The organism is Streptococcus oralis (assembly GCF_003943825.1).
GTDB lineage: Bacteria > Bacillota > Bacilli > Lactobacillales > Streptococcaceae > Streptococcus > Streptococcus oralis_CD.
Genome location: NZ_RJNJ01000005.1, coordinates 186,906 through 208,083, shown reverse-complemented (window position 1 = coordinate 208,083; position 21,178 = coordinate 186,906). Strand labels below are relative to the sequence as shown.

Sequence of the window (21,178 nt, the reverse complement as noted above, 5' to 3'; positions counted from 1 at the left end):
GAAACTTCCAAANGGCGACACAGAACATGTTTATGAGAAGGTTAAGACCAGTCATAAGGATAAGGAAGGCAATGAAATTCCAGGACATCCAACCGAAGACGGTGAACAACCTAAGAAGGATATTCCAGGCTACCGCTTCGTAGAGACGAAGAAACTTCCAAACGGCGACACAGAACATGTTTATGAGAAGGTTAAGACTAGTCATAAGGATAAGGAAGGCAATGAAATTCCAGGCCACCCAACCGAAGACGGCCAACAACCGAAGAAAGATATTCCAGGCTACCGCTTCGTAGAGACGAAGAAACTGCCAAACGGCGACACAGAACACGTTTATGAGAAGGTTAAGACCAGTCACAAGGATAAGGAAGGGAACGAAATTCCAGGTTATCCAAGCGAAGACGGCCAACAACCGAAGAAAGATATTCCAGGCTACCGCTTCGTAGAGACCAAGAAACTTCCAAACGGTGACACAGAACACGTTTATGAGAAGGTTAAGACTAGTCACAAGGATAAGGAAGGCAATGAAATTCCAGGACATCCAACCGAAGACGGCCAACAACCGAAGAAAGATATTCCAGGTTACCGCTTCGTAGAGACTAAGAAACTTCCAAACGGCGACACAGAACATGTCTACGAAAAAGTGAAGACCAGTCACAAGGATAAGGAAGGCAATGACATTCCAGGACATCCAACCGAAGACGGCCAACAACCGAAGAAAGATATTCCAGGTTACCGCTTCGTAGAGACTAAGAAACTTCCAAACGGTGACACAGAACATGTCTACGAAAAAGTTGTTACTGCTCCTCAACAAAAACCGACTGAGCAATCTCTAACTACTAAAGCAACCAAAGAATTACCTAATACTGGTACGGAAGATCATGCAGCTTTGGCAACTCTAGGAGTACTTGGTTTGATGAGCGGATTTGGACTTGTGTCTCGCAAGAAAAAAGAAGACTAATTCTATACTCGAGATTCTAAGTAGTATCCATTAGTTTCTTAAACAAAAAACCAACTAACCATTAGGTTAGTTGGTTTTTGTCTATTCTCGATTTTTCCAAGCTTGGTAGCGGGTGTCGATCAAGAGTTGGGTTAGTCGTCCCATGGTTTCTCTTTCTTCGGGAGTGAGGGATTGAGCTTGGACAAAGAGATGGTGAATGTGTTCAATGACCTTGAAGGAAGAAAGATCGTTGATAGAGGAGATGCCTGCATCAAGAATGATTCCAAAAAAGAGGTCGAAGTAGAGCTGCAGTTCAGTATCAGGGACAGTTTCAACCCATTCCTTGAAGGTGGTATCGACTTGTTGGCTGTCACTATTGGTCTCGTCCAGTTGGACAAAGTGTTTGTCTTCAACCTGCCAACTAAAGGTGTCGTGCTGAGCAAGGCCACCTAGGGCGGTGCTTCGAACGACGATTTTTTTATCCGGAATTTCCAGCATCATCCCGATGATAGAACCTTGTGGGATAAATACTTTCGTTCTTTCCATCATGTTTTGATAGCCAGGTGTTTCGGTTAGTTCCTTGTGAAGCCCAGGTGCATCAAAAGTATAGACAGCGACAATGTTTTTCTGCAAGTTTGGATCAAGTTGACTGGCAGCATAGACAGCTAGATTGCCTCCTTTTGAGTGTCCTGCTAGGATAACCTTTTGGTTAGGATGTTGGGCAAAAAAGTTCTCTAAATACTGGAGGGCATGTTTTTGAGCAGGGATTTCCTTCATATAGGTCATATGGAAATCTTCTTTCCAACCAATGATGCTGTCATCCGTTCCGCGAAAAACAAGCAAATAGGTATCGAGACTGATACGATAAGTCATGGCTGCAAACTGTTTTTGCAATTCAGGATCAATATCGTTGATAAAGTCTGAGAGCTTGCAATTTTTAAAGCGTTTGTGTTGAGCGAGCTGATCTAACAATTGGAGACGGTTCTTATTGGTCAGCATAGTCGTGTCTCTAGGAATTTGAGGTGCAAGATCTATGAGGCGCTGGTTTTTTGGGGTGACTACATCATCAAAAGCAAGGTAGGTTAATTCAGTCAAGGCAAGAACATCTAATTCATTCACGGGGAGGTCATAAAAGGAATCGTATGCTACATCATTTAAGTAGTCAAAAATATTAGCCATAAAAGCTCCTTTCTCTATGTTTATCCTACCACATTTACCTAGAATTAGCTAGTGGGCTTGTTAGAATGACCTAGTAGGGTTTGATTGAAATACATAGAAGATAGATTGCTCCTATTTCAAACCTCTAAACGAGCTTACTTGTATGTTTTTGCTATCAATCCCATTTTCCTTTAAAAAATTCTTCATCTCATTTACATCATCAGGCTGACCTGTGATGAGATAGCTGGCTTGATTGCCGTATTCATCAATAGCACGTTTTAAAAATTCTTGACTTTGAGAAAGTTCCTCGCTAGTTTTATAAGTAAAATTCGGTGTTTTTTGAGCCAGTTCTTTCATCTCATTATCGAAAATAGTAACTCCTTTGTCAAAATGGTTGAGAATAATCGGACATTTACCAGCCCATTCTTTGATAAGGGGGCGTAGAGCAGAAATGCCGACATCAGATGCAAAGCAAACTAGTGGCTTATTCGTATCTTTAACAGTCAAAGAGGAATCCAGCCAACTCATCTCAATCTCACTGCCAGCTGGTAAATGTGTCAAGGTGTTCTTAAAGTTGCTTCCACTATTATGAGTCAAAATGAGAATTTCATCTTCATCAGGTGTGGAGGCAATGGTTAGCCATCGACTGGTTTGCTCTCCCGTAGCTTCATATTTACTAGCAGTAGATGAGGTATCAGGGAGTGTAAACTTAGCATAAGCCCCAGCTTTCCAGATTTGATGACTCGGTTTTGTGATATGAATTAAATATAGATCTCCGCTGGGGTTTTCGATGGATTTTATCGATAATGTCTGGCTTCGTCCAAGAAAAGCGATGGCACCCCAAGTTATAATACATAGCGCTCCAAGTGTTGATAGAATGATAATAAACATTTTTTTACCTCTTTTCATTTTTTATGACTCCTGTTCTTAATTTTATGAATGAACTATAAAATAATTCATTCATATCTTTTTAAAAAATAAAGAAAACCATTTTCTTTATTTTAGAACTCCTTTTATGAAGTTGGTTGCAAGTATTTCAACAGTTTTGCCAATATCTGGAAAATCTTTTTCCGTGATATGCATATCCATGTAGTAAAATAGGTTGTAAACTTGTAAAATATCTTGAATCTTTTCTGGCGAGTACCCTTCAGCCTGCATACGATTTGTAAAAGTTTTAACTAAAAACTGATGAAATGGATTTGCGACTTTGCCTACTTCCGAGGAATAGTAGCTGTGCAACTCATCTGCGATGGCAGGATTGTACCATTCTGCAAGGATTTTATTGGAAGAAACGAGAGTTCTGGACTGAGCAAATAGTTGACCAATGAGGTCGATCATGTCAATTTCCCAATCCAGTTCTTCGATCATAGCTTGGCGAACACGGTTGTTTTCATCTATATAGATGTCTAGAAAAATGGCTTCTTTACTCTCGTAATAGTTATAAAAAGAACCAACTGCAACACCAGCTTGCCTAGCAATTTCTGAAATTCCTGTTGCCTTGTAACCTTTTTTCGAAAAAACTTCATAGGCTGCTGTTTTTAGAGCTTGTTTTTTGTCCAATATGATTTGACCTCCTTTGTTTTATGAATGAATAAATTGATTTGTTCATTCATATTCTAACAAATCATGGCTAGCTTGTCAATAAGAAGGCTAGATTTATTAAATAAGTTAAAGAAACGCTAACAAAATGAGCACAAAAAGGAAAATATAGGATAAGGCTGGAACTATAGTTAAAAATAAGGTATGATATCAGTGGGAATGTTCTCTATTTAGCATCTGTTTTCTGATCTGGATTTGGGAAATAGGCTGCTAAACAGTATGAGATACTGATCCGTAAATCTGATATGAAGGGTTTTGATACTTTGAGAAATAGCAAAGGAGGAGCGCATGCACAAGATTTTACTAGTAGAAGATGACCAAGTTATTCGACAACAAGTGGGAAAACTGCTTTCTGAGTGGGGTTTTGAGGTCGTTTTGGTAGAGGACTTTATGGAAGTCTTGAGCTTATTTGTCCAGTCAGAACCTCATTTGGTCCTCATGGATATTGGTCTGCCTCTTTTTAATGGTTACCACTGGTGTCAGGAGATTCGTAAGATTTCTAAGGTGCCCATCATGTTTCTGTCTTCGAGAGATCAGGCGATGGATATCGTCATGGCGATCAATATGGGGGCAGATGACTTTGTGACCAAGCCTTTTGACCAGCAGGTGCTCCTTGCCAAGGTTCAGGGCTTGTTGCGCCGTTCCTATGAATTTGGGCGGGATGAAAGTCTGCTGGAGTATGCGGGTGTGATCCTCAATACCAAGTCTATGGACCTGCACTATCAGGGGGAAGTTCTGAGTTTGACCAAGAATGAATTTCAGATTTTACGAGTCTTGTTTGAGCATGCGGGCAATATCGTGGCGCGTGATGACCTGATGCGGGAACTCTGGAACAGCGACTTTTTTATCGATGACAATACCCTGTCTGTTAATGTGGCTCGTTTGCGCAAAAAGCTTGAGGAACAAGGATTAGCTGGCTTTATCGAAACCAAGAAAGGGATAGGTTACGGACTGAAACATGCTTGATTGGAAATCATTTTTTCTAGCCTATCTGCGTTCTCGCAGTCGCGTTTTTACCTATATTTTTTCATTAGGCTTTCTCGTCCTTCTCTTTCAGTTTTTATTTGCTAGTCTAGGAACTTATTTTCTTTATTTCTTTCTGCTAAGTAGTTTTTTGACCTTCTTATTTTTGGCTTGGGATATATTTGCAGAAGCTCAGGTTTACCGGCAGGAAATACTCTATGCTGAGCGAGATCCCAAGTCTCCTCTGGAATGTGCGCTGGCAGAAAAGCTCGAAGAGCGTGAATCTGAATTGTATCAAAAGAAGTCGGAAGCGCAGAGCAAGCTGACGGATTTGCTTGACTACTACACCTTGTGGGTTCACCAAATCAAGACCCCTATTGCGGCTAGTCGCCTTTTAGTAGCAGAAGTCTCTGATCGGGAGGTCAAGCAGCAGCTGGAACAGGAAATTTTCAAGATTGACTCCTATACCAACCTGGTTTTGCAGTACCTACGTTTAGAGAGCTTCCACGATGACTTGGTATTTGAACAGGTTCAAGTGGAGGACTTGATCAAGGAGATGGTTCGCAAGTACGCAATTTTCTTTATCCAAAAGGGCCTGACAGTCAATCTGCATGACCTTGATCAAACCATCGTGACCGATAAGAAGTGGTTGTTGGTCGTCATTGAACAAATCCTTTCAAACAGTCTCAAGTACACAAAGGAAGGTGGGCTAGAGATTTCTATGGAAGGTCAGGAGCTCTGTATCAAGGATACGGGGATTGGGATTAAAAACAGTGATGTGCTCCGAGTCTTTGAACGTGGTTTTTCAGGCTACAATGGGCGTTTGACCCAGCAGTCATCTGGACTTGGACTTTATCTATCTAAGAAAATTTCTGAAGAACTGGGTCACCAGATTCGCATCGAGTCTGAGGTCGGAAAAGGAACGATAGTAAGGATTAAATTCGTTGAAGTGAAGCTCGTTATTGAGTAAACATAAATGAGAAAAAGCCTCCGAATGGAGGCTTTTATGCTAGGCTCTTATACTCAATGAAAATCAAAGAGCAAACTAGGAAACTAGCCGCAGGCTGTACTTGAGTACGGCAAGGCGACGTTGACGTGGTTTGAATTTGATTTTCGAAGAGTATTATTTCTCAACGCGTGATTTGTTGGCAATATCAGTAAGGATAGCTTGAACAAAGTCATCGACTGAGACAGTTTGTGTTTCTTTTTGGCCGTAGCGACGAACATTGACTGTTCCGTCTTCCATTTCCTTGTCCCCAACGATCAATTGGTAAGGAATCTTGCTGGTTTGAGAAGCACGGATCTTGAACTGCATTTTTTCATTGCGCTCATCTACATCTGCACGGACACCACGGTCACGGAGTTTCTTAGCCACTTCCCATGCGTAGTCCACGTGTTTTTCGTTAGAAACAGGGATGAGAGTTACTTGGTGTGGTGCAAGCCATGTTGGGAAGGCACCCTTGTAGTTCTCAATCAAGATAGCTGTGAAGCGTTCCATAGTTGAAATAACCCCACGGTGAATCATAACTGGACGGTGTTCTTCACCGTCAGCTCCGATATATTTGAGGTCGAAGCGTTCTGGGAGCAAGAAGTCAAGCTGGATAGTTGAAAGGGTTTCTTCTTTTCCGAGAGCTGTCTTAACTTGGATATCCAATTTTGGTCCGTAGAAGGCTGCTTCACCTTCAGCTTCAAAGTAGTCAACACCCATTTCATCAAGTGCTGCACGAAGCATGGTTTGGGCATTTTCCCACATCTCATCGTTGTCAAAGTACTTGTGAGTATCTTGAGGGTCACGAAGAGAGAGACGGAAGCGGTATTCAGTCAAGTTGAAGTCTTCATAAACATCGATAATCAACTGAAGGGCACGTTGGAATTCTTCTTGGATTTGTTCTGGAGTAACAAAGAGGTGACCGTCGTTGAGTGACATCTCACGCACACGTTGAAGACCAGTCAAAGCACCTGATTTTTCATAGCGGTGCATCATACCGATTTCAGCGATACGGATTGGCAATTCACGGTAGGAGTGAATATGGTGTTTGAAGACTTGGATATGGTGAGGGCAGTTCATTGGACGAAGAACAAATTCTTCCCCGTCCCCCATGTCCATGGTTGGGAACATATCTTCTTGGTAATGATCCCAGTGGCCAGAAGTCTTGTAAAGCTCTACAGAAGCAAGTGGTGGAGTGTAAACGTGTTGATAGCCAGAAGCCAACTCTTTGTCGACGATGTAGCGTTCCAATTCACGACGGATAGTCGCACCGTTTGGCAACCAGAATGGAAGTCCTTGACCAACTTCTTGAGAAATCATGAAGAGGTCAAGCTCTTTACCAAGTTTACGGTGGTCACGTTCCTTAGCTTCTTCACGCATTTGAAGGTAGTTTTTCAAGTCTTTCTTGTCAAACCAAGCTGTACCGTAGATACGTTGCATCATCGCGTTGTCGCTATTTCCACGCCAGTATGCACCTGCTACATGAAGAAGGTGGAAGATTTGGATACGGCCTGTTGATGGAACGTGAGGTCCACGGCAGAGGTCCACGTATTCACCTTGACGGTAGATGGTCAAACCACCCTCGTCTTCAGAGTGTTCTTCAATCAATTCCAACTTGTAAGGGTCGTTTTTGAAGATTTCACGCGCTTCATCTTTGGTTACTTCCTCACGAATAGATGGGAAGTTTTCTTTAACGATCTTTTGCATTTCTTCTTCGATACGAGGCAGGTCTTCGTTGGAGATTTGACCAGCCTGATTGTCCGTATCATAGTAGAAACCATCTTCAATAGCTGGACCAACTCCCAAGTGAATGTCTGGGAAAAGGCGACGAGCTGCTTGGGCGAACAAGTGGGCAGCTGAGTGGCGCAAGATTGGAAGGGCATCTTCGTGATCAGGTGTCACGATTTCGATGCTTCCATCTTCAGTGATAGCACGAGTCGTGTCGATGAGTTTGCCGTTGAATTTACCAGCGAGAGCTTTTTTAGCTAGAGAATTGCTGATAGATTGGGCAATTTCAAAAGTAGTAACGCCAGATTCGAATTCACGAACAGCGCCATCTGGGAAAGTAATCTTAATCATGGTTTTCTCCTTAAAAATTAATCATATTTTATAACTGAGGTTTGAAGAAGTGGGAAACTAGATATCAACAAAGAATAATAGCAGTCGATTTGCTAAATCAATTTCATTTTAACTTTTTCAGTCTGAAAATAAAGAAAAGCGTAGAAATACATAGATAGCATACCAAGGAAAGAATGAGAGACAGGTATTCCTCCTGAGTCATCTCACCTCTCATGTATATCCATATTGGATAGCTTTTTATCGCATTGACCAAATAGATACCAGCTGTTAAACTGAAAAGATATCCTGTTATAATGAGTTTCTTGTTGTTGAAAAACATTAAGATACCAAGAAAAGGGGCAAGGAATGGTAAGAGAGGAATGAGTAGAAAAAATGAAAAGACGACAATATTTTCCGTCCCCCATAGACTGAGCGTATTCATTAGCCAGACATAGAGTAAAAGGAAGGTACAAGTGATCATCCAAGATAATATTTTCTTCAAATCTATCACCTCATTTCAGCTCTTGGCTAAATTTCATCTTAACTTTGTCGTTAATACTCTCCAAACAAAAAACGACATCCTAAAAGGACGTCGCAACGTGGTTCCACCTTCATTTATGTTCCTCAAAAAAGAGGGACACCTATGATTGGCTTTAACGTGGCCACCGTTTTATGTTTGCATAAAAGTCAGTAGAGTAGTATCAGTTTAGGCTTTCTATGCGTTTCCAGCAACCACGCACTCTCTAGTAGAAAGGGACTAAGTGACTTGTCTCTATGCATTATTATAGCATGATTGCGAGAATTTTCAAGGTTTTTGTATAATTTTTTTGTTTTTCGCTCTCTGGAAGAGATGCTTGATCCCCACACCAGCAGCCAAGCCAAGTAGGGCAAAGAGCTCATAGGCTAGGAAGTAAAGCAGGATGAACTCGCCAAAGGTGATGATGGTAAAGCAATAGAGCAGACCAATACCGAGTAGCCACCAAAGTGAGAAATGAAATCGATAGCTATAAAGTAGCGATACGATAAAGGTTACCAGAGGTGAAAAGAGGATGATGTTGTAAATGTACAGTCCCTTCAGTGTATATGGGTCAGAGATGAGTAGTGAGAATAGCTCATAGAGGGGCCAGTAAAAAAAGAAAGTGACAAGGTAGTATGGGATATACTTAAGATAATTCCACATGGCAATAGTCCTCCAATCTGGAAAAATTGAGAGATATTGTATACAACATAATCCTAAATGAAGGGGAAATCTCTACTTATATTATAGCACGATTTGGAGGCTCTTACAATTTAATCCAGTGATCAGTGATAGTGATCTTTTCGAGTGTTTTCTGCTATAATACTAACAAAAGAAGTAAGAGAGAATGAGGAGAAAGAATGACCAAAATAGCAGTTCTTTCAGACATACATGGAAATACGACAGCTTTGGAAGCTGTTCTGACTGATGCTAAAGCAGCAGAGGTAGACCAATACTGGCTTTTAGGGGATATTCTGATGCCAGGAACAGGACGTAGAAGGATATTGGACCTCTTAGCAAGTTTGCCTATTACAGTAAGAGTTCTGGGAAATTGGGAGAATAGTCTCTGGCGAGGCCTGCATCGCAAGTTAGATCCTACAAAAGCGAGTCATCGTTATCTCCTGCGTCAAAGTCAGTACATCTTAGAGGAGGTCAGCCCTGAAGAAATCGAAGATCTCAATAATCAACCCATGCAAGTTCATCGTCAGTTTGGTGATTTGATGGTAGGAATCACTCACCATCTCCCTGATAAAAACTGGGGTAGAGAGTTGATTCATATGGGAAAGCAAGAAGATTTTGATAGATTGGTGACGAATCCACACGCCTCTATCGCAGTATATGGCCATATTCATCAACAGTTGCTTCGTTACGGAAGTGATGGACAGTTGATTCTTAATCCAGGTTCCATTGGACAACCTTTCTTTCTAGATGCGAAGTTGCGTAAGGACTTGCGTGCTCAGTATATGATTTTAGAGTTTGATGAAGCAGGTTTGTCTGATGTTGATTTTCGTCGTGTGGATTATGATGTAGAAGCTGAATTGCAGTTGGCTAAGGATTTGAAGCTCCCCTATTTTCAGGTCTACTATGAAAGTTTGGTAAATGGGATTCACCATACTCATAATCACGAATTGTTAGGTCAGATTAGTGAACAAGAAGGTTATGATCAGGATGTTGAACTCTGGATGGAAAGAGACAAGAAAGATTGGTTTTAAGAGGACTTCTAGCTTGAAATCAGATAGTCTAGTGACTGTTGTTTTCCGATAAGTCGAACTGGATACGAATTGACGGCTTCTCAAATTTATGTTAGAATAACGGAATATAACTAATTTGAATCTCATACTAATTGATATTCAAAATAAGAGGAGACAGATAATGAAACCAGAAGAGTTACACGCTATTGCCTCGGAGTTGGGCTTGCAATTTGACGAAGATTCGCGTAGTATTTATGGCACGCAGTCAGGTTATTTACTTTTCCTGCAAGAAACTGATGTGAAAAATCAGTTTCGACTTTGTGTCAGTGTGAGTTTAAATGGCAATCCTGCGGATTCAGAAGAAAACGAATTGGTTTGGGATGAGTTTAAGAGTGAATCTCTTCCAAACTTGTCGACCTTGTCCATCAACCAGTACCTTGTTTCTTTTGTCGTAAAAGGTGCCATGCGCAAATCAAAAACAATCGAAAAGTTACAGACGCTCATAACAGACCTCGTAGCATTCCTTGAAATCCATCATTTCGTCCAAGTCTGTGCCTATAGCGGTCAGGAGGGTCCCGTTGGTCTCTATCAATTAGGTGATTCAATTTTCCTTATCAACGAGGAAAGCTATCAATTGCTAAAGAGCAATCTTCAGATTGAGGTGGATTCTTATCAAAATCAAAAGGAAAATGTTCTTCTTGGAGCAGTTGGTGCCTTGCTAGGAGCCTTGATTGGTGGAGCAGTTGCTCTATTCATCGCACGCCTAGGTTATGTAGCTATGGTAGCAGGTATTGTTCTGGGGATTTGTACCATTAAAGGATATGAAATCCTTGGAAGAAAGATATCTCGAAAGGGGATTGTAATTTCCTCTATTTGGATGGTGATTACTGTCTTTCTAGTGAATCAAATTGATTTGGCGATGGAAGTCGTTTCCAAACTAGGGGTTGAGTTTGCCTTTGCTTTCCGAGCGGTGAATGAATTAATCTTTAACGGTGATTTCCCAAAAAATTATTTTTATAATCTAGCTATGTTAGCTGTGTTTACCTTAGTTGGTGCTGGGGCGTCTATCAGCTCGGTTTGGTCAAGTCATAAAACAAAAGGGATTGTCCGTAAAATTGCATAAAAAATAAGTCTTTGTATGCCCTCTACCGTTCTGGTTGTCAAGAGGGATACAGGACTTTTTGCATGGAGAAGGTAATCATTCGTTAATATTTGACAGGATAAGCAAATAAGGTATAATGTTTATACGGGAAAAGATGAATAAAATATCAATGAAAGGAGAAGAAGATGCAAATTTCAAGCCGATTTACAATTGCGACTCATATGATGATTATTATTGCAATGCAGGATACAGAAAGTAAAGTAACCAGCGATTTTCTTGCGGCCAGTGTCGGAGTCAATCCAGTCATTATCCGTAAGACTTTATCGCAACTCAAAAAAGCAGGGTTGATCTCAGTTGCTCGTGGTACGGGAGGAACTGAGATAATAAAAGACCTTCAAGAGATCAGTTTGTTGGATGTCTACCAAGCTGTAGAGTGTTTAGGAAAATCCGGCAAGCTCTTTAGTTTCCATGACAATCCAAATCCTAATTGCCCAATTGGTGCGAATATCCATGCGGTCTTGGACCAAAAGTTGTTCGATGTTCAAGCAGCTATGGAGAACCAACTTCGTCAGACAAGTCTGGCTCAGGTTGTAGCAGATGCTCAGAATAAACTGTTTAAGTAAGAGGACTAAGGTTCTCTTTTTCTATTGCTATAATTATGGTACAATGTAGTCATCAAAGGAGGAGACTATGTACTTTATCACAGGATTTTTTGTCCTACTTTTTCTCGTTTCGTTTTTAAGGGACAATCGCAGTCTCTGGAATCCAGCTCTCTTGCTTTTGTCTCTGCTCTTTTCTTATATGTCCATTGCCAATCTTTTTTACGAAGCTGGGCAGAAAGAAGTGCACATGGTTTTCTTTGCAGGGATTTTTCTCCTGCTGCCTCTTTTAGTTTTTCTAAGTGGTTTTTTCCTTATTTATAATGGATTTGTGTTATTGAAAAAAGAAGGAAAATCCAAGGCAAATTATTTGTCTCTAGGATTAGGCTGCGTGATTCTATTCTTTTTTGTGATCATGGCGATTCGAGTGAGCGATACCAAGGGCTTGTTCTACACCAATCATCTAGTGAATATTATCTTTTTCTTTTTGATTTATTCGTATTTGATTTTTGGTTTTGCCTTTGCAGGATTTCTGCTTTATTCCATTCTGTATCTTTTCATTCCTAAGAAAAAATATTATGATTTTATCATCATTCACGGAGCAGGCTTGTTGAATGGAGAAAAAGTCACTCCCTTACTGAAGAGTCGCATTGACAAGGCAGTAGAAGCTTATCACCAGTCTCTCAATCCCAATGTTAAAATCATCGCAAGTGGTGGTCAAGGTGGGGATGAGAAGATTTCCGAGGCTCAGGCAATTTGTAATTATTTGCTGGAAGAGACGGATGTTCCGAGAGAAGCGATTCTCCTAGAGGAAGACTCAACGACGACCTATGAGAATCTTCTCTTCTCAAAAGAAATGGGAGAGAAGCTGGTGGCCAGTCCACGTTTTCTCTTTGTGACCAATGATTACCATGTTTTTCGTACCAGTACCTATGCTCGCCGTATTGGGATGAAGGGAGATGGTCTTGGTTGCCGTACAGCCGCCTACTATATCCCATCGGCCTTTATCAGAGAATACATTGCTCTATGTGTGAAGATGAAATGGCTTTTTATCGCTTTCTATGTTTTGTTGATTTTAGCTCTGATTTTCTCCTATAGAGGTGTTCTATGGTAATCAAAAAATCAGCTCTCCATTTTTGCGGAGAGCTGATTTTTATTCCGCAGCTTGTTGCCAACGTTTTGCTAGCTTATGAGACAGGCTAGAAATGGCAAAGTTAAAGATAAAGTAAATCAAGGCAATCAGGATATAAAGACTAAAGACCTGCTCTGGTTCGAAATAGCGTCCCATGAGAATTTGACTGGCTCCAAAGAGTTCTTGTAGAGCGATAACAGAGTAGAGAAGGCTGGTATCCTTAATCACAGTTACAAACTGAGAAATGATAGCTGGCAACATTTTACGGATCGCTTGTGGGAGAATAATGTAGTAGAGGATTTGCGCAGAGGTGAATCCTTGCGACATTCCTGCTTCGTACTGGCCCTTGTCCACGGCATTGAGACCGCCTCGGATAATCTCAGCCAGGGCTGCTGAGGTAAAGAGGGTAAAGGCTGTAATACCAGCTGGTGTGGACTTCATCTTAAACACCAAAAAGATGGTGAAAATCCAGAGGAGGTTGGGAACGTTACGTACAAACTCGATATAAATGCTGGAGATGATCCGTAAGACAGGATTTTTCCCATTTCTCATGACGGCTAGTACTGTTCCGATAAGGGTCGAGAGGACGATAGCAATCAGAGAAATGTAGAGGGTCAAGCCAAATCCTTTAAAGATAAAGACTAGGTTATCTGGGGTCAAAACTTCTAAAATAGATTCCATAGTAACCTCCTAAAGTGAATAGGCTTTTTTGTTGGCTTGCTCCATCTTGCGACCAAACTGGGCAACAGGGAAGCATAGGGCAAAGTAGAGAAGAGCAGCGCCTAAAAAGGCTGGGATATAGTTTCCGTTGAGAGCCGACCAAGACTTGGTCACAAACATCAAGTCTACTCCAGAGATGATGGCAACTGTAGAGGTGTTCTTGATGAGATTGACGATTTGGTTGGTCAAAGGTGGGAGAATGATACGGAAGGCCTGAGGCAAGATAATCAAGCGCATGGCACTGATATAGGTAAAACCTTGGGACAAGGCGGCTTCCATTTGACCGCTAGGAATAGACTGAATCCCTGAACGAATAACCTCAGCGATATAAGCGCCGTGATAGAGTCCCACGCAGAGTACAGCTGTCCAATAAATCGGAATCATGATGGTGTGGTCACTGATAAGAGGTAAACCATAAAAGACGATGACAAACTGCACCAAGAGGGGAGTATTTTGGTAAAATTCGACAAAGATACGAGCCAAAACACGCAAGACTGGGCGTTTGCTTGTTGACATGGCTCCAAAGAAGATGCCCAAAACCATGGCGAGGATAAAGGAACCAATCGCTAGGGCAAGAGTGAAGAGGAAACCATTGAAAAATTGTCCAAAATCCTGAAAATAGGCTGTCCAAGATGATAAATCTGTCATGGGGTGTCCTCCTTAATCTGCAGTATGGCTAGATGGTTTGAGCTTGTAACGGTCATAAAGTTTCTGCAAACTACCGTCCTTGGTCCATTTAGTGACCAAGCTATCAAGATAATCGTTGAGCTCGGTGTTTGATTTCTTGGTAACAATACCGTAGTCAGATGGCTTGAAACTATCATCTAGTAGTTCTGTCCGTTTACTAATGTAGCCAGAGAGGATAGAGCGGTCCACGGAAAAGGCATCAATACGGTGAGCGTGAAGGGAAGTAATCAATTCTGGATAGGAACCAAGTTCTACGAATTTAAACTTCAGACCTTTCTTTTTACCCAGTTCAGTAATCAGGCGTTGGGTGATGGAACCTTGGGCAACCCCAATGGTTTTGCCGTTTAGGTCCTCAATGCTTTTGATGTTGGCGGATTTATTGACCAAAAAACCAGAAGCATCCGTGTAGTAGGGACTGGTGAAATTGTATAATTTTTTACGTTCGTCTGTGATGGTGAAGGTTGCGATATCCATGTCGACCTGTTCGTTGTCTAGTAGTGGACCGCGGGTTTGAGCGGTAACAGGAACGTAGCGAACCTTGACTTTGAGTTCGTCTGCAATCATCTTGGCAAGGTCCGTTTCGATACCAGAATAAGTCCCTGTCTTGGGATCCTTGTAGCCAAAATTAGGAACGTCTTGTTTGACACCGACAACTAGTTCGCCTCTTTTTTGAATGTCTGCGACGCTGGTATCAGCCTGAACTGGTTTGGCAGCAGCAAGGCTGAAAAGGCTAATCAATAATGCGGATAAAAAGAATTTCTTTTTCATAGGCGCCTCCTTATTTGACTTTGTCACTTTCGTGGTTGATAATTTTGCTGAGGAATTGTTGGGCACGAGGTTCGCTTGGGTTGTCAAAAAAGTCATCGACATCTGTCGTATCTACCAAAACTTCTCCGTCTGCCATAAAGATGATGCGGTCCGCAACCTCTCGAGCAAAGCCCATTTCGTGGGTAACGATGATCATATTCATCCCGTCATGTGCTAGTTTTTGCATAACTGCTAGTACATCACCGATAGTCTCAGGGTCAAGAGCAGATGTTGGCTCATCAAAGAGGAGGAGCTCCGGATGCATAGCGAGTCCGCGTGCAATGGCAATCCGTTGTTTTTGTCCACCAGATAGCATGGCCGGATAAGAATCTTTCTTGTCCCACATGTTTACAAATTCCAGATATTTTTGGGCGGTTTTTTCAGCTTCTTTTTTATCAATTCCTAGAACTTTAATGGGCGCAAGTGTCACGTTTTCTAACACATTTTTGTGTGGATAAAGGTTAAAATGTTGAAAAACCATGCCGACTTCCTTACGAAGAGGAACTAAATCTTTCTGGCTAGCACCTGCTACTTGGTGTCCATTGACTAGGAGACTTCCTTTGTCAACAGCCTCTAAACCATTGATCGTACGGATAAGAGTGGACTTCCCAGAACCAGAAGGTCCAAGCAGGACAACAACTTGTCCTTTTTCAAAACGGAGATTGATGTCGCGGAGTGCGTGATAGTCTCCGTAATATTTTTCGACGTTTTTAAATTCTACTAAAGCCATGAGAGATCTCCTTTGTGTTAGATTTTATAACATGATTCTACAACAAAAGAATGTTCTTGTCAAATCATATCTGAAAAAATTCACTAAAATGTTATAAAAAAGCAATCTGGATAGAGAAAATGCCTAAATCATGTTATAATGAAACGATAGAATTCTTAGAAAGAGTGGATGTTTTTTTGATAACTCCTACTTATGAATGGCAGTTTGCCCCGCAGGTTGAAGATGCGGATTTTACAAAGATAGCCAAGAAGGCTGGACTGGGTCCTGAGGTGGCTCGGTTATTATTTGAAAGAGGGATTCAGAATGAAGAAAGTCTAAAGAAGTTTTTAGAACCTTCTTTGGGAGACTTGTATGATCCCTATCTGCTCCATGATATGGATAAGGCAGTGGAACGGATTCGTCAGGCCATTGAAGAAGGGGAAAACATTCTCATCTATGGAGACTACGATGCGGATGGTATGACTTCAGCTTCGATTGTGAAGGAAAGTTTGGAACAGCTTGGTGCTGAGTGCCGTGTTTACCTACCCAATCGTTTTACCGATGGCTATGGTCCAAATGCCAGTGTTTATAAATACTTTATCGAGCAAGAGGGAATTTCCTTGATTGTGACGGTGGATAATGGGGTTGCAGGTCACGAAGCAATTGAACTGGCCCAGTCTATGGGAGTGGATGTCATTGTGACCGACCACCATTCCATGCCGGAAACCCTTCCTGATGCCTTTGCGATTGTTCACCCTGAGCATCCGGGTGCGGACTATCCCTTCAAACAGTTAGCTGGTTGTGGAGTGGCTTTCAAGCTAGCTTGCGCCCTTTTGGAAGAAGTGCAAGTAGAATTGCTTGATTTGGTTGCCATCGGAACCATTGCTGATATGGTGAGCTTGACGGATGAGAATCGCATTTTGGTCCAATATGGTCTGGAAATGTTGGGACATACTCAGCGCAACGGTCTGCAAGAAATGCTAGATATGGCTGGGATTGCTGCGAACGAAGTGACAGAAGAAACGGTTGGCTTCCAGATTGCTCCTCGTTTAAATGCCTTGGGGCGATTGGATGATCCCAATCCTGCCATTGATTTGCTGACTGGGTTTGACGATGAGGAAGCACATGAGATTGCCCTCATGATTCATCAGAAAAACGAAGAGCGCAAGGAAATCGTCCAATCTATCTATGAAGAAGCTAAGACCATGGTGGATCCTGAGAAGAAGGTCCAGGTCTTGGCCAAGGAAGGCTGGAATCCTGGCGTTCTGGGTATCGTTGCTGGTCGTTTGTTGGAAGAACTAGGGCAGACAGTTATCGTTCTTAATATAGAAGATGGTCGTGCCAAGGGTAGCGCTCGTAGTGTGGAAGCAGTCGATATTTTTGAAGCTCTGGATCCCCATCGAGATCTCTTCATCGCATTTGGCGGCCATGCTGGTGCAGCTGGAATGACGCTGGAAGTGGAGAAACTTTCAGATTTATCTCAAGTATTGGAAGACTATATCCATGAAAAAGGCGCAGATGTTAGTGGTAAGAATAAGTTAAATCTAGATGAAGAGCTAGACTTGGAGACGCTTAGCTTGGAAACGGTCAAAAGCTTTGAACGCTTGGCACCTTTTGGAATGGACAATCAGAAACCTGTCTTTTATATCAAGGATTTTCATGTCGAAAGTGCCAGAACCATGGGAGCAGGCAATGCCCACCTCAAACTAAAAATTTCCAAGGGTGAGGCGAGTTTTGAAGTGGTGGCCTTTGGACAAGGTAGATGGGCAACAGAATTTTCTCAAACCAAGAATCTAGAATTAGCAGTCACCTTGTCTGTCAACCAATGGAATGGGCAAACTGCCCTCCAGTTGATGATGGTAGATGCGCGTGTGGAAGGTGTTCAACTCTTTAACATTCGTGGGAAAAATGCAGTCTTGCCAGAAGGGGTTCCAGTCTTGGATTTCTCTGGAGAGGTGCCAGATTTAGCGAATAGTGAAGCGGTTGTTGTGAAAAATATTCCGGAAGATATTACCTTGCTGAAGGCCATTTTTCAGGAACAGGATTTCTCAGCTGTCTATTTCAAAAACGACATCAACAAGGCCTATTATCTGACAGGTTATGGAACTAGAGAACAGTTTGCAAAATTGTACAAGACTATTTACCAGTTCCCAGAGTTTGATATTCGCTACAAGCTCAAAGATTTGGCGACTTATCTCAATATCCAACAAATCTTGCTGGTCAAGATGATCCAAGTATTTGAAGAGCTGGGCTTTGTGACGATCAAAGATGGTGTCATGACAGTCAATAAAGAAGCGCCGAAAAGGGAAATTGGTGAAAGTCAGATTTACCAAAATCTCAAACAGACCGTTAAAGACCAAGAAATGATGGCGCTGGGGACAGTGCAAGAAATGTATGATTTTTTAATGGAGTAATAGATAGAAAGGGACTGAGATGACCTATCTCGGTCTCTTTTTGTCGGATAAATGCTTGGTGTGGGAGTGGTTGAGAAGACGGTCTTTTGAGTGGTTTACTGATGTAAAGATTAGGGGAATGATTCATTTTTATTCTCTTCTATCACTTTATACGATGTCTGCTTTTAAACCTTATGTAGTAAAAGTATAAATTTTTGTAACATGACTAAAATATAACTCTAAACTAACTGACATGTAAATCAAGTATGATTTTCTTATCAAGAAAATATAAGGGGAACCTAGTTATGAAAAAAACAGTTACGAAACTGACTCTTGGTTTGACTTCTACGGCTATTTTAGCTACAGTTGGGGCTCAAACTGTTCATGCGAACTCTTACGTTGTCCAAGATGGTGATTCATTTTATGCCATTGCAACTGCAAACGGCATGGATCCGCATGAGTTGGCAGCTTTGAATGGAAAAACTATCTTTGACACTATCCACCCAGGCGATGTATTGGAAGTGAGTGGTTCCGCTCAGGCTAGCTCTGCCTACAGTGCTCCAGCTAGTACTGCGAATGTGGTATCAGATACAGAGGATGTTGTCGAAAAGACTCCTACAAACTATGGAAACTCTTATCCTGTTGGTCAGTGTACATGGGGCGTGAAAGAATTGGCGCCTTGGGCTAGCAACTGGTGGGGAAATGCTAACACGTGGGCAATCTACGCGAGTGCTCAAGGCTATAAGACAGGAAGTGTTCCAGTAGTAGGAGCAATCGCCGTTTGGGACGGTGGTGAATATGGACACGTTGCTTATGTAACAGATGTTCAAAGTGAAAACTCTATCCAGGTATTGGAAGCAAACTACAGACGTCAAAAGCAGATTGCAAATTATCGTGGCTTCTTTAATCCACACGAATTTTTAGGAAACGTCACTTATATCTATCCAAACTAAAGATGATAAAAAGATTTAGAATTTCTAAGTCTTTTTTCTTTTTGAAGAAATTTCCTATCGTTAAGCTCCATCTTGGTGGATAATTGCTGAAAAATTTTTAGATTCTGTAGCGAACAGGAAAATCTCGCTTTTGAATGTAGATAAACCATGTCTTTGTAGAAAATAGTTCTCAAGTCGAGAGGTAAAAGCAAGTTTTTTTGAACTAAAAGAGAAATTTAGGGTTCGAGAAAGGTATCTGAAATCAAATTGATTAAGAAATCCATATTTTTTATGGTACAATCGTTCCATTATCTTCGTTGAAGCCTCTAAAAGAGAAGTCAAAGTAAAAAGATTTGATTCACAGTAGTGACTAATCTCTAGTTAAAAACCTATCTTCGTTTTGAAAATAATCAAAAAAATGGTATAATGGTAGGAAAAGATTCGGCTGAAAGTTTTAGAACTTTTAGAATAAAAGGGTAAATTCACCCTATAATCAAGATAAATGAAGTTTCGGAGGAAAAATGAGTAATATTAGTTTAACAACACTAGGTGGTGTACGAGAAAATGGTAAAAATATGTACATCGCTGAAATCGATGGTTCTATTTTTGTTTTGGATGCTGGGCTTAAATACCCTGAAAATGAACAGCTTGGAGTTGACGTCGTTATTCCAAATATGGACTATCTTTTTGAAAATAGCGATCGTATCGCTGGGGTCTTTTTGACCCACGGACATGCGGATGCCATTGGTGCCCTGCCTTATCTTTTGGCAGAGGCTAAGGTGCCTGTGTTTGGTTCTGAGTTGACCATTGAGTTGGCCAAACTCTTTGTCAAAGGAAATGATACGGTTAAGAAATTCAATGACTTCCATGTGATTGATGAAGATACGGAGATCGACTTTGGAGGGACTGTGGTTTCCTTCTTCCGTACAACTCACTCCATCCCAGAAAGTTTGGGAATAGTCCTGAAAACAGCTGAAGGTAGCATCGTTTATACAGGGGACTTCAAGTTTGACCAGACAGCTAGCGAATCCTATGCGACGGATTTTGCTCGTTTGGCAGAGATTGGTCGTGATGGTGTCTTGGCGCTCCTCAGTGATTCAGCCAATGCTGATAGCAATATCCAGGTGGCGAGCGAGAGTGAAGTTGGGGATGAAATTACTCAGACCATTGCAGACTGGGAAGGTCGTATCATTGTTGCAGCAGTTGCCAGCAACCTCTCTCGTATCCAGCAGGTTTTTGATGCTGCAGCAGATACAGGTCGCCGAGTTGTTTTGACTGGATTTGATATTGAAAATATCGTCCGCACTGCGATTCGACTCAAAAAATTATCTCTAGCTAATGAAAGTCTCTTGATCAAACCAAAAGAAATGTCTCGTTTTGAAGACCATGAGTTGATTATCCTTGAGACGGGCCGTATGGGTGAGCCTATTAATGGACTTCGCAAGATGTCTATTGGTCGCCACCGCTATGTGGAAATCAAAGATGGAGACTTGGTCTATATCGTAACGACTCCATCTATCGCCAAAGAAGCTGTCATGGCGCGTGTAGAGAACATGATCTACCAAGCTGGTGGTGTGGTGAAACTCATTACCCAAAGCTTGCGAGTATCCGGACACGGGAATGCGCGTGATTTGCAGTTGATGATCAATCTTTTGCAACCAAATTACCTCTTCCCTATCCAAGGGGAGTATCGTGAGTTGGATGCGCATGCCAAGGCTGCCATGGCAGTTGGAATGTTGCCAGAGCGTATCTTCATCCCTAAAAAGGGAACGACCATGTCTTATGAACATGGGGACTTTGTCCCAGCTGGAGCAGTTTCTGCAGGGGATGTCTTGATTGACGGAAATGCCATCGGGGATGTTGGAAATGTGGTCCTTCGTGACCGTAAGGTCTTGTCAGAGGATGGAATCTTTATCGTGGCGATCACTGTCAACCGTCGTGAGAAGAAAATTGTGGCCAAGGCCCGTGTTCACACGCGTGGATTTGTTTATCTCAAGAAGAGTCGTGACATTCTCCGTGAAAGTTCAGAATTGATTAACCAAACGGTAGAAGAGTATCTTCAAGGTGACGACTTTGACTGGGCTGATCTCAAAGGGAAGGTCCGTGACAATCTGACCAAGTACCTCTTTGATCAAACCAAGCGTCGTCCAGCAATCTTGCCAGTCGTGATGGAAGCAAAATAATAA

Annotated in this window: 20 protein-coding genes; 10 read left to right on the top strand and 10 right to left on the bottom strand. The window is 41.7% G+C overall.

What is annotated here, in order from left to right; genetic code table 11:
* Positions 1–958 (top strand): MucBP domain-containing protein (locus D8863_RS06310; RefSeq protein ID WP_125441408.1); only part of this gene is annotated, 958 nt, incomplete at its 5' end.
* A gap of 81 nt (positions 959–1,039) precedes the next feature.
* Here the strand turns inward: D8863_RS06310 and D8863_RS06305 are convergent.
* The 3 genes from D8863_RS06305 to D8863_RS06295 form a co-directional block, all read right to left on the bottom strand.
* Positions 1,040–2,116, bottom strand: a complete 1,077-nt coding sequence (locus D8863_RS06305) for a DUF2974 domain-containing protein (protein WP_125441407.1) — start codon at positions 2,114–2,116, stop codon at positions 1,040–1,042.
* Positions 2,117–2,227: 111 nt separating this feature from the next.
* Entirely contained in the window at positions 2,228–3,004 is a 777-nt protein-coding gene (locus tag D8863_RS06300; RefSeq protein ID WP_125441406.1) for a ferredoxin reductase domain-containing protein, read from the bottom strand.
* Positions 3,005–3,091: 87 nt separating this feature from the next.
* Entirely contained in the window at positions 3,092–3,655 is a 564-nt protein-coding gene (locus D8863_RS06295) for a TetR/AcrR family transcriptional regulator (protein WP_185761457.1), read from the bottom strand.
* 327 nt (positions 3,656–3,982) lie between these two features.
* Between D8863_RS06295 and D8863_RS06290 the strand changes: the two genes are divergently transcribed.
* The gene (locus D8863_RS06290) at positions 3,983–4,660 is read left to right on the top strand and encodes a response regulator transcription factor (RefSeq protein ID WP_000548981.1); all 678 of its coding nucleotides are present in this window, start codon (positions 3,983–3,985) and stop codon (positions 4,658–4,660) included.
* Complete coding sequence (locus tag D8863_RS06285; protein WP_125441405.1) at positions 4,653–5,627, top strand: sensor histidine kinase; 975 nt, start codon at positions 4,653–4,655, stop codon at positions 5,625–5,627. Before D8863_RS06290 ends, D8863_RS06285 begins: the two co-directional genes overlap by 8 nt.
* 153 nt (positions 5,628–5,780) lie before the next feature.
* On the opposite strand, the gene thrS is transcribed toward D8863_RS06285, so the two are convergent.
* From thrS to D8863_RS06260, 3 genes are all read right to left on the bottom strand, one after another.
* Positions 5,781–7,724, bottom strand: coding sequence for a threonine--tRNA ligase (gene thrS, locus D8863_RS06275; protein ID WP_125441404.1), 1,944 nt, complete (start codon positions 7,722–7,724; stop codon positions 5,781–5,783).
* A gap of 103 nt (positions 7,725–7,827) precedes the next feature.
* A complete protein-coding gene (locus tag D8863_RS11215; RefSeq protein WP_049490306.1) occupies positions 7,828–8,184 on the bottom strand; it encodes a hypothetical protein in 357 nt (118 codons plus the stop codon).
* Positions 8,185–8,508: 324 nt separating this feature from the next.
* Positions 8,509–8,883 carry a hypothetical protein gene (locus tag D8863_RS06260; RefSeq protein ID WP_125441403.1) on the bottom strand — a complete coding sequence of 125 codons (375 nt, stop codon included), beginning with the start codon at positions 8,881–8,883 and terminating at the stop codon, positions 8,509–8,511.
* Between the two features lie 197 nt (positions 8,884–9,080).
* Here D8863_RS06260 and D8863_RS06255 point away from each other — a divergent pair, with 197 nt between their 5' ends.
* The 4 genes from D8863_RS06255 to D8863_RS06240 all read left to right on the top strand — a co-directional run bounded on the left by D8863_RS06255 (position 9,081) and on the right by D8863_RS06240 (position 12,726).
* Positions 9,081–9,932: a metallophosphoesterase family protein gene (locus tag D8863_RS06255; protein ID WP_125441402.1), complete on the top strand. Its 852-nt coding sequence runs from the start codon at positions 9,081–9,083 to the stop codon at positions 9,930–9,932.
* 160 nt (positions 9,933–10,092) lie between these two features.
* On the top strand, positions 10,093–11,034 hold the full coding sequence (locus D8863_RS06250; RefSeq protein ID WP_125441401.1) for a hypothetical protein: 942 nt from the start codon (positions 10,093–10,095) through the stop codon (positions 11,032–11,034).
* Between the two features lie 164 nt (positions 11,035–11,198).
* Positions 11,199–11,636 carry an Rrf2 family transcriptional regulator gene (locus D8863_RS06245; RefSeq protein ID WP_125421373.1) on the top strand — a complete coding sequence of 146 codons (438 nt, stop codon included), beginning with the start codon at positions 11,199–11,201 and terminating at the stop codon, positions 11,634–11,636.
* A gap of 67 nt (positions 11,637–11,703) precedes the next feature.
* The gene (locus D8863_RS06240; protein WP_125441400.1) at positions 11,704–12,726 is read left to right on the top strand and encodes a YdcF family protein; all 1,023 of its coding nucleotides are present in this window, start codon (positions 11,704–11,706) and stop codon (positions 12,724–12,726) included.
* A gap of 39 nt (positions 12,727–12,765) precedes the next feature.
* On the opposite strand, the gene D8863_RS06235 is transcribed toward D8863_RS06240, so the two are convergent.
* Genes D8863_RS06235 through D8863_RS06220 form a run of 4 tightly spaced genes read right to left on the bottom strand, consistent with a single transcriptional unit; the run spans position 12,766 to position 15,688 of the window.
* Entirely contained in the window at positions 12,766–13,425 is a 660-nt protein-coding gene (locus D8863_RS06235; protein ID WP_000443890.1) for an amino acid ABC transporter permease, read from the bottom strand.
* 9 nt (positions 13,426–13,434) lie between these two features.
* On the bottom strand, positions 13,435–14,112 hold the full coding sequence (locus D8863_RS06230) for an amino acid ABC transporter permease (RefSeq protein WP_084917987.1): 678 nt from the start codon (positions 14,110–14,112) through the stop codon (positions 13,435–13,437).
* Between the two features lie 12 nt (positions 14,113–14,124).
* Positions 14,125–14,919 carry a transporter substrate-binding domain-containing protein gene (locus D8863_RS06225; RefSeq protein ID WP_125441399.1) on the bottom strand — a complete coding sequence of 265 codons (795 nt, stop codon included), beginning with the start codon at positions 14,917–14,919 and terminating at the stop codon, positions 14,125–14,127.
* Between the two features lie 10 nt (positions 14,920–14,929).
* The gene (locus D8863_RS06220; protein WP_125441398.1) at positions 14,930–15,688 is read right to left on the bottom strand and encodes an amino acid ABC transporter ATP-binding protein; all 759 of its coding nucleotides are present in this window, start codon (positions 15,686–15,688) and stop codon (positions 14,930–14,932) included.
* A gap of 176 nt (positions 15,689–15,864) precedes the next feature.
* On the opposite strand from D8863_RS06220, the gene recJ reads away from it, so the two are divergent.
* The 3 genes from recJ to D8863_RS06205 all read left to right on the top strand — a co-directional run bounded on the left by recJ (position 15,865) and on the right by D8863_RS06205 (position 21,175).
* Entirely contained in the window at positions 15,865–18,081 is a 2,217-nt protein-coding gene (gene recJ, locus D8863_RS06215; RefSeq protein WP_185761458.1) for a single-stranded-DNA-specific exonuclease RecJ, read from the top strand.
* 284 nt (positions 18,082–18,365) lie between these two features.
* Entirely contained in the window at positions 18,366–19,013 is a 648-nt protein-coding gene (locus D8863_RS06210) for a COG3942 and LysM peptidoglycan-binding domain-containing protein (protein WP_000754474.1), read from the top strand.
* 500 nt (positions 19,014–19,513) lie between these two features.
* The gene (locus tag D8863_RS06205) at positions 19,514–21,175 is read left to right on the top strand and encodes a ribonuclease J (RefSeq protein WP_000065609.1); all 1,662 of its coding nucleotides are present in this window, start codon (positions 19,514–19,516) and stop codon (positions 21,173–21,175) included.
* The last annotated feature ends 3 nt before the right edge of the window (positions 21,176–21,178 follow it).